Source organism: Mesorhizobium sp. M5C.F.Cr.IN.023.01.1.1 (genome assembly GCF_003997585.1).
GTDB classification, from domain to species: Bacteria; Pseudomonadota; Alphaproteobacteria; order Rhizobiales; family Rhizobiaceae; genus Mesorhizobium; species Mesorhizobium wenxiniae.
Genome location: NZ_RZSU01000177.1, coordinates 1 through 8,390 on the forward strand (window position 1 = coordinate 1; position 8,390 = coordinate 8,390).

Annotated in this window: 6 protein-coding genes and 1 pseudogene; 6 read left to right on the forward strand and 1 reads right to left on the reverse strand. The window is 62.1% G+C overall.

Features of this window, described 5'->3' with window-relative positions; translation table 11 throughout:
* The first annotated feature begins 65 nt into the window (after positions 1 to 65).
* Positions 66 to 743: an aquaporin gene (locus EOA78_RS34065; RefSeq protein WP_127319960.1), complete on the forward strand. Its 678-nt coding sequence runs from the start codon at positions 66 to 68 to the stop codon at positions 741 to 743.
* A gap of 78 nt (positions 744 to 821) precedes the next feature.
* On the opposite strand, the gene katG is transcribed toward EOA78_RS34065, so the two are convergent.
* Positions 822 to 3,017, reverse strand: coding sequence for a catalase/peroxidase HPI (gene katG, locus EOA78_RS34070; protein ID WP_127319962.1), 2,196 nt, complete (start codon positions 3,015 to 3,017; stop codon positions 822 to 824).
* A 127-nt stretch (positions 3,018 to 3,144) separates the two neighbouring features.
* Between katG and EOA78_RS34075 the strand changes: the two genes are divergently transcribed.
* The 5 genes and pseudogenes from EOA78_RS34075 to EOA78_RS34095 all read left to right on the forward strand — a co-directional run.
* Entirely contained in the window at positions 3,145 to 4,053 is a 909-nt protein-coding gene (locus EOA78_RS34075; RefSeq protein WP_127319964.1) for a hydrogen peroxide-inducible genes activator, read from the forward strand.
* A 335-nt stretch (positions 4,054 to 4,388) separates the two neighbouring features.
* Positions 4,389 to 5,519: a TRAP transporter substrate-binding protein gene (locus EOA78_RS34080; protein WP_127319966.1), complete on the forward strand. Its 1,131-nt coding sequence runs from the start codon at positions 4,389 to 4,391 to the stop codon at positions 5,517 to 5,519.
* Between the two features lie 68 nt (positions 5,520 to 5,587).
* Positions 5,588 to 6,235, forward strand: coding sequence for a TRAP transporter small permease subunit (locus tag EOA78_RS34085; protein WP_127319968.1), 648 nt, complete (start codon positions 5,588 to 5,590; stop codon positions 6,233 to 6,235).
* Positions 6,232 to 7,653, forward strand: coding sequence for a TRAP transporter large permease subunit (locus tag EOA78_RS34090; RefSeq protein ID WP_127319970.1), 1,422 nt, complete (start codon positions 6,232 to 6,234; stop codon positions 7,651 to 7,653). The genes EOA78_RS34085 and EOA78_RS34090 overlap by 4 nt, the downstream gene beginning before the upstream one ends.
* A gap of 398 nt (positions 7,654 to 8,051) precedes the next feature.
* Positions 8,052 to 8,390, forward strand: a pseudogene (locus EOA78_RS34095) (hypothetical protein); the annotation flags it as partial.

Sequence of the window (8,390 nt, forward strand, 5' to 3'; positions counted from 1 at the left end):
GTCTTCCACTGCGTGATTCGCGAAGAACTGCAAGCGGATCGGCGGGAAATTACAAGGAGAGGGCAATGAAGACTTATCTGGCGGAAGTTTTAGGCACATTTCTACTGGTGTTCATCGGTACGGCTTCGGTGGTGACGGGCGGCTTCGGCGGCGCGCTGCCGCTTGGCCAGGAAGGCATCGGTCTTGCGTTCGGCATCGGCCTGATTGCGGCGGCCTATGCAATCGGCCCGATTTCGGGCGCGCATCTCAACCCGGCGGTGACGCTCGGCGTGTTCCTCGCCGGCCGCATGCAGGCCAAGGACGTCATCCCGTATTGGATCGCACAGATCATCGGCGCCATCATTGCGTCGCTGGCGCTGTGGATCATCGTCTCCGGACAGGTCGGCGGCCATACGGGCGGCTTCGGCGCCAATGGCTGGGAGACGACGAAATGGGGCGTCAGCTCGGCGCTCCTGTGGGAGCTGATCGGAACTTTCACCTTCGTCACGGTGATCCTTGGCGTCACCAGCGGCAGCCACACGACGGCCTTTGCCGGCCTTGTCATCGGCCTGACGCTGGCAGGACTGCACTTCGCCATCATTCCGGTGACCGGCACATCTCTCAATCCGGCCCGCTCGATCGGCCCGGCGCTGTTTTCGGGCAGTGCCGCGATCGGCCAGCTCTGGCTGTTCATCGTCGCACCGCTGATCGGCGGCGCCATTGCCGGCGTGGTTGCCAAGACCCGCATCTTCGAGAAGGATTGACACCCTCTTGGTCAATCAAAAAAGGCGCGGGCATCGCCCGCGCCTTTTTTGTTGGGAGGAAAGAACGTTTCGCTGGGATCACGCAAGCTCAAAGCGGTCGAGGTTCATCACCTTGGTCCAGGCCGCGACGAAATCCCTGACGAATTTCTGTCCGGCATCCGCTGACCCATAGACTTCGGCAAGTGCTCGCAGCTGCGCGTGCGAGCCAAAGATCAGGTCGGCACGGGTGCCGGTCCACCTGACCTCCCTGGTCTTGCGGTCGCGGGCTTCGTACACCTCCTCGGAGCCTGCGGCCGGATCCCAGATCGTGTTCATGCTGAGCAGGTTGACGAAGAAGTCGTTGGTCAGCGTGCCCGGCCTGTCGGTGAACACTCCATGCTTCGACTTGCCGGCGTTGGCGCCGAGCACCCGCAGGCCGCCGACGAGCACCGTCATCTCCGGCGCCGTCAGCGTCAGCAACTGCGCCCGGTCGACCAGCAGTGCTTCGGTCGACATCGGCTGCTTGCCGCGGACATAATTGCGGAAGCCATCAGCGGTCGGCTCAAGCGCGGCAAAGGAATGGACGTCCGTCTGCTCCTGCGAGGCGTCCATGCGACCCGGCGTGAACGGCACCTTGACGTCTTGGCCACCGTCCTTGGCGGCCTTCTCGACCGCGGCGACGCCGCCGAGCACGATCAGGTCGGCAAGCGAGACCTTCTTGTCACCCGTCTGCGCGGCATTGAACTCGTTCTGGATGCCTTCGAGCTTCGAAAGCACCTTCGACAGTTCGGCCGGCTGGTTGACGTCCCAGTCCTTCTGCGGCGCAAGGCGGATGCGTGCGCCGTTGGCGCCGCCGCGCTTGTCGGAGCCGCGGAACGTCGAGGCCGACGCCCAGGCGGTCGAAACCAGTTCGGAAACCGACAGGCCCGACGCCAGGATCTTCGCCTTCAGCGACGCAATATCCTGCTCGCCGCCCAGCTCGTGGTCGACCGCCGGGACAGGATCCTGCCAGATCAGCTCTTCCTTCGGCACCAGCGGGCCGAGATAGCGGACAACCGGGCCCATGTCGCGGTGGGTCAGCTTGAACCAGGCGCGGGCGAAGGCGTCGGCGAACTGATCCGGATTCTGGTGGAAACGCCGCGAGATCTTCTCGTAGGCGGGATCGAAGCGCAAAGCGAGGTCGGTGGTCAACATGGCTGGCGCGTGACGCTTTGACGGATTGTGCGCGTCCGGCACCGTGGCCGCGCCGGCGCCGCCCTTCGGCGTCCACTGATGGGCGCCCGCCGGGCTCTTCGTCAGTTCCCATTCGTAGTTGAACAGATTATCGAAGAAGTTGTTGCTCCACTTGGTCGGCGTCGTGGTCCAAGTGACCTCGAGCCCCGAGGTGATGGCGTCACCGGCAATGCCGGTGGCATGCTTGCTCGACCAGCCGAGGCCCTGCGACTCGATGCCGGCGCCTTCTGGCTCCGCCCCCACCAGAGCGGCATCTCCGGCGCCATGGGTCTTGCCGAACGTGTGGCCGCCGGCGATCAGCGCCACGGTTTCTTCGTCGTTCATCGCCATGCGGCGGAAGGTCTCGCGAATATCACGTGCCGAGGCCAGTGGATCCGGCTTGCCGTTCGGCCCTTCCGGATTGACGTAGATCAGGCCCATCTGCACGGCGCCGAGTTGGCCGTGCAGCTCGCGGTCGCCCGAATAACGCTCGTCGCCGAGCCACTTGGTCTCGGAACCCCAGTCCACATCCTGCTCGGGCTCCCAGACGTCGGCGCGGCCGCCGGCAAAGCCGAACGTCTTGAAGCCCATCGATTCCAGCGCGACATTGCCGGTGAGGATCAACAGGTCGGCCCAGGAAATTTTCCTGCCGTATTTCTGCTTGACCGGCCACAAGAGCCGCCGTGCCTTGTCGAGATTGGCGTTGTCCGGCCAGCTGTTGAGCGGCGCGAACCGCTGCTGGCCGGCGCCGGCGCCGCCGCGGCCGTCGCCTATGCGATAAGTGCCCGCGCTGTGCCAGGCCATGCGGATGAACAACGGCCCGTAATGGCCAAAGTCGGCCGGCCACCAGTCCTGCGAATCCGTCATCACATGGTGCAGGTCCTTGATCACCGCATCAAGATCGAGGCTGTTGAACTCCTTTGCGTAGTCGAAGTCCTCGCCCATAGGGTCCGAGAGGCTCGACTGCTGGTGCAGAACGGCGAGGTCAAGCTGGTTCGGCCACCAGTCACGGTTGGTCCTTCTGGCGGATCCATGCGCGACGGGGCATTTGCCCGCGCTGTTGTCGTCGGTTTTCGCGTCCATCTTTCTCTCCGATTTTGCAGGGTTTCCGGGCAGGTCCGAGCCACGCCATTCTGGAATGGTTCCAGACTAGGCTGCATTGCCGATAAAAACAAATTGCCTTTCCTGTTTGTTGCGATAGGTCTTCCTTATGATAGGTCTCACCGTCCGGCAGATGCAATATTTCGAGGCGCTGGCACAGACGCTGCATTTCGGCCGCGCGGCGAAGCTAGCCGGCGTCAGTCAGCCGGCGCTGTCCTCGCAGATCGCGGAGATGGAGCTGCGGCTAAATTGCCGGCTGTTTGAGCGCGGCGGCAAATCGGTTCGGATGACCGACGAGGCACTAGCCATGCTGCCGCGCATCGAGCGCATTCTTGCCGATATCCGCGAGATCGAGACCACGGCCCGGCGTGGCCGCCCCGCCATGGAAGGGCGCTTCCGGCTCGGCATCATCCCGACGGTGGCGCCCTATCTGCTGCCGCATGTGCTGCCGGAGCTGAAACGGCATTTTCCGGCCTTGCAGCTCGAATTGCGCGAAGCGGTGACTGCGTCGCTGGTTGAGGACACCGCCCTGGGAAAGCTCGACGCCTTCATCGCGGCTGTTCCCCTCGATCAGCCTTGGCTGATCACCGAGCCGCTTTTCTCCGACCGATTCTTCCTTGCCGTGCCGGCCGGCGATCCCGCATTCGCCTCGCCGCCGGTGCCGCCGGAAAGCCCGGCCTTGGAAAGGCTGATGCTGCTGGAGGAAGGCCACTGCCTGCGCGAACAGGCGCTTGCCGTCTGCGGCAGCATGCGGCCGGTGGCAATGGCGAGCTATGGCGCAACCAGCCTGACGACGCTGCTGCAGATGGTGGCGCACGGGCTCGGCGTCACACTCATCCCGGAAATGGCCGCAGGGCCGGCCAGCGCTATGCGCGATTTGAAGATCGTGCCGTTCCAGGAACCGATGCCGCAGCGCACGATCTGCCTCGGCTGGCGGCGCAACAAGGTCCGGCACGACGAATGTGTCGAACTGGCCAAGATTATCCGCGGGCTGGATCAGGCGGTGCTGGCGGCGTGAGGTGGAGGATCAGAGGGTCCGATTGACCTCAATCTCGTTTTCCAAGCTGCGAGCAAGGGGCCCATGCTTCCATAAACAGGGTCCTTTCGCGGACGGCCAACACTGGGGATCGTTACGACCGCCTTGGCAGCCTGCGCAGCAGTCCTAGATTTGTTATGGGAACCAGATGGAGAATATGCGCCGACTACTAAAAAGTCGGATGCGGAAACACAGTGGCGCTTGTGCCGGACCAGATGCCCGAGGTCCGATGTCACCGGCAGCGAAATTGGTTGCGTGAAGGGCGAGTTTGCATATTCTGGTTGTGACAGAAGAGTTTACAACAGTGGGAGGAGTAAATGTCCGACAAGAAAATCTCGCGTCGCGGGTTCCTGGAAAAGTCCACCGCCATCACGGCCGGTGCGGCTGCAGCGACGACGCTCTCGGCCCCGGCCGTACTGGCGCAGGCGCCGGTGACCATCAAGATGCAGACCTCCTGGCCTGCGTCGGACATCTGGATGGATTTCGCGCGGCTATACATAGAGCGCGTCGAAAAGATGTCGGGCGGCCGGCTGAAGTTCGAGCTCCTGCCCGCGGGTGCGGTCGTAGGCGCGTTCCAGGTGCTGGATGGCGTCAATGACGGCGTCATCGACGCGGCGCATACCGTCCCCGTCTACTGGTACGGCAAGCACAAGGCCGCGTCGCTTTTCGGAACTGGCCCTGTGTTTGGCGGCAGCGCCACCACAATGCTCGCCTGGTTCCACCAGGGCGGCGGCAAGGATCTCTACCGCGAGTTGACGCAGGACATCATGGGCCTCAACGTGGTCGGCTTCTATGGCTTCCCGATGCCGGCGCAGCCGTTCGGCTGGTTCAAGAATCCTGTCACGACCACCGCCGAACTGCAGGGATTCAAGTACCGGACGGTGGGTCTTGCCGCCGATCTCATGCAGAACCTCGGCTTTAGCGTGGCGCAACTGCCCGGCGGTGAAATCGTGCCGGCAATGGAACGCGGGGTTATCGACGCCTTCGAATTCAACAATCCGTCATCCGACCTTCGCTTCGGTTCGCAGGACGTCGCCAAGAACTATATCTTGTCGTCCTACCATCAGGCGAGCGAGTCGTTCGAATTCCTGTTCAACAAGGACGTATTCGACGACCTCGACGACGATTTGAAGGCCATCCTCGAATATGGCGTGGAGGCGGCCAGCACCGCGACCACCGCAGTCGCCCTCGACAACTATTCGGCCGACCTGCAGAAACTGCAGACCGAGCACGGTGTCACCGTGCACCGCACCTCCAAGGAGATTCTCGACGCACAACTCCAGGCTTGGGACAAGATCATCCCGACGCTGGAGGCGGATGAGTTCATGAAGCGGGTGCTCGATAGCCAGCGCCAATGGGTCGAACGCGTTGTCTACTACGAGCTTATGAATTCAGCCGACCTGACCCTGGCATACGAACATTACTTCCCCGGCAAGCTGAAGCTCTAATTCGCGCCTCCGCTTCGGCAAATCCGGCGGTTGCGGATCGTCGGATTGTATCTGACGGAACCCGAGACATGCTCCGTTACATTGCATTCGCCGATGAACTTTCGGCCTGGTTTGGAAAGGTGTTCGCGTGGAGCGTCGTTATCATGACGCTCGGCGTGAGCTATGAAGTTGTCGTGCGATACCTGTTCAGCGCGCCGACCGCGTGGGCATTCGACCTCAGCTACATGCTCTACGGCACTATGTTCATGATGGCCGGCGCCTACACCTTGTCGCGAGACGGGCATGTGCGCGGCGATTTCGTCTACCGTCTGTGGAGGCCGCGCGTGCAAGCGGCGGTCGAACTTGTCCTGTACTTCATCTTCTTCTTCCCAGGCGTGACGGCGTTGGTTCTGGCTGGATGGAAGTATGCCGCACGCAGCTTCCGCTATCTCGAGGTAAGCTCGAACAGTCCGGCCGGGATTCCGATCTTCCAGTTCAAGACCGTCATCGTGGCGGCAGGCATTCTGCTCTTCGTGCAGGGGATTGCTCAGGTGTTCCGCTGCGTCGTCTGTCTACGAACCGGAACATGGCCGCGCGCGGCTGAAGACGTGGAAGAGACCGAGAAGGTGCTGATGGAAGCCAAGACGCTCGATGTTCTGCATCACGGGTCGGAAGCAGTCGACCTTCCATTCCTCCACCCCGACAATGAACCCGACCGCGACGGAGAAGACAAGTGAGCGATCCTCAGGTCGCCGTCGCGATGCTGCTCATTCTGCTTCTGGCGATCTTCCTTGGCTTCCCGGTTGCGTTCACTTTGATGGCGCTCGGGGTCGCCTTTGGCTACTACGCTTATTTAAATCCGGTGCGCATGTGGCGCGCCTACGAACGGGCGGTTGAGGATGGTGCCGACGCCTGGACGCTTACGGAGCATTGGATCGGCGGCTTCTTCAACAACCGCATTTTCGATCTGTTCGTGAATCAGACCTATTCAGTGATCTCGAACGACGTGCTGACCGCTATCCCGCTGTTCCTGTTCATGGGCTACATCGTCGAGCGGGCCAACATCATCGAGCGCCTTTTCGGCACCCTCTATATCGCCACCCGGCACATTCCTGGCTCCATGGCGGTCGCCGCCCTCATCACCTCTACCCTTTTCGCAACGGCTACTGGCATTGTCGGCGCGGTCGTGACACTCATGGGCCTGCTGGCGTTTCCCGCCATGCTGAAGGCGCGGTACGACATCAGCTATGCCTCGGGAGTGATCTGCGCGGGCGGAACCCTCGGCATCCTCATTCCGCCGTCCATTCTGCTCATCGTCTATGGCGCGACGGCGGGAGTTTCGGTGGTCCGTATGTATGCTGCAGCCCTGCTTCCAGGACTGCTGCTTGCCGGCCTCTATCTGATCTATGTGGTGGCGAAGGCGGTGCTGCAGCCGCAGGCGGCGCCGAAGCCGACCCGAGACGAGGTAGGGCACTATTCGGTCCTGCAAATCAGCTGGATGCTGCTGACGTCCTTCGTCCCTCTGGCGGTCCTGATCCTCGCGGTGCTCGGCGCTATTCTCTTCGGTCTCGCCACGCCTTCCGAGGCTGCCGCCATCGGCGCGCTCGGCGGCGTGGTGCTGGCCGCCGCCTACCGGGCCCTGACGTGGCAACGCCTGAAGGAGTCCGTCTATTTGACGGCGCGCACGACCGCGATGGTGTGCTGGCTGTTCGTCGGTTCCGCGACCTTCGCCTCGGTCTTTGCCTATCTGGGAGGCCAGCAACTGATCAGCGATTTCGTCACCGGCCTCGACATGTCGCCGTTGATGTTTCTGATCGTCGCCCAGATCATCATCTTCATCCTGGGCTGGCCGCTGGAATGGACCGAGATTATCGTGATCTTCGTTCCGATCTTCCTGCCGCTGTTGGCGCATTTCGAGATCGATCCGCTGTTTTTCGGCGTGCTCGTCGCGGTCAACCTTCAGACGGCCTTTCTGTCGCCGCCCATGGCGATGTCGGCCTACTACCTCAAGGGCATTTCGCCGCCGCATGTTCAGCTTTCGGATATTTTCCGCGGAATGATGCCCTATATGCTGATCGTTATCCTGTGCATGGTCATCATCTACATCTTCCCGCAGATCGTGTACGGGCTGCCCAACCTGATCTACGGAGGCTGAGACGAGGATGCCGCGGCGAGTGGAGGACAATAGATGAATTTGAGCCGCTTCCTGGCCGTCTTGGCGTTTGTTGTCTTTCTGGGGTTTTTCGGCGTCGTAATCCGGTTCGTCCCGCATCCCGATCTAGGCGTTGCGGTCGGCATCGGCGTCCTCCTTGCGGGCTACGATCTATGGAGCCAGCTGAGGTCTCGCGCGAGGTAATAGCTGGATTGGGGCAGTCGTGGGGAAGCTGCATGGCTGCAGCGTCGATGCGGGCGAAGGGCCGAACCGCCCGCTCGGCGTGAGAAACATCAACTTCAATCAAATCCTCGTGAATTGTACCGGACGCCCGGAACCGCCGACGCGTGCCCGGCATTGATTTTGCGGATGAGTCTGCGTCCAGAACAGGGAGCAGTGTTATGGCTTTCCGTGATTACATCCACACGCCGGTGACGCCGCGCGACATCCGATGGGGTCTCCAGCAGGGGGCCGTTGCGGGCATTGTCGCAGGCATCGTCTTTGCGGCGTTCGAAATGACGGCGAGTGCGTTCATGATGGGGGCGGAAGCGTTCTTCATGCCCCTGCGCATGATCGGCGCCATCGCGCTTGGACCGGAAGCTCTCGATCCCGGCTACCCGCTCCTGACGGCCAGCATCGCTGGCGTGATCGTGCATTTGATCCTGGCCATCGCCTATGGGATCGTGTTCGGGGAGATTGCCGCAATGCTGCGAGGGCGAGCAGCCTTCATTGGTCTCGGC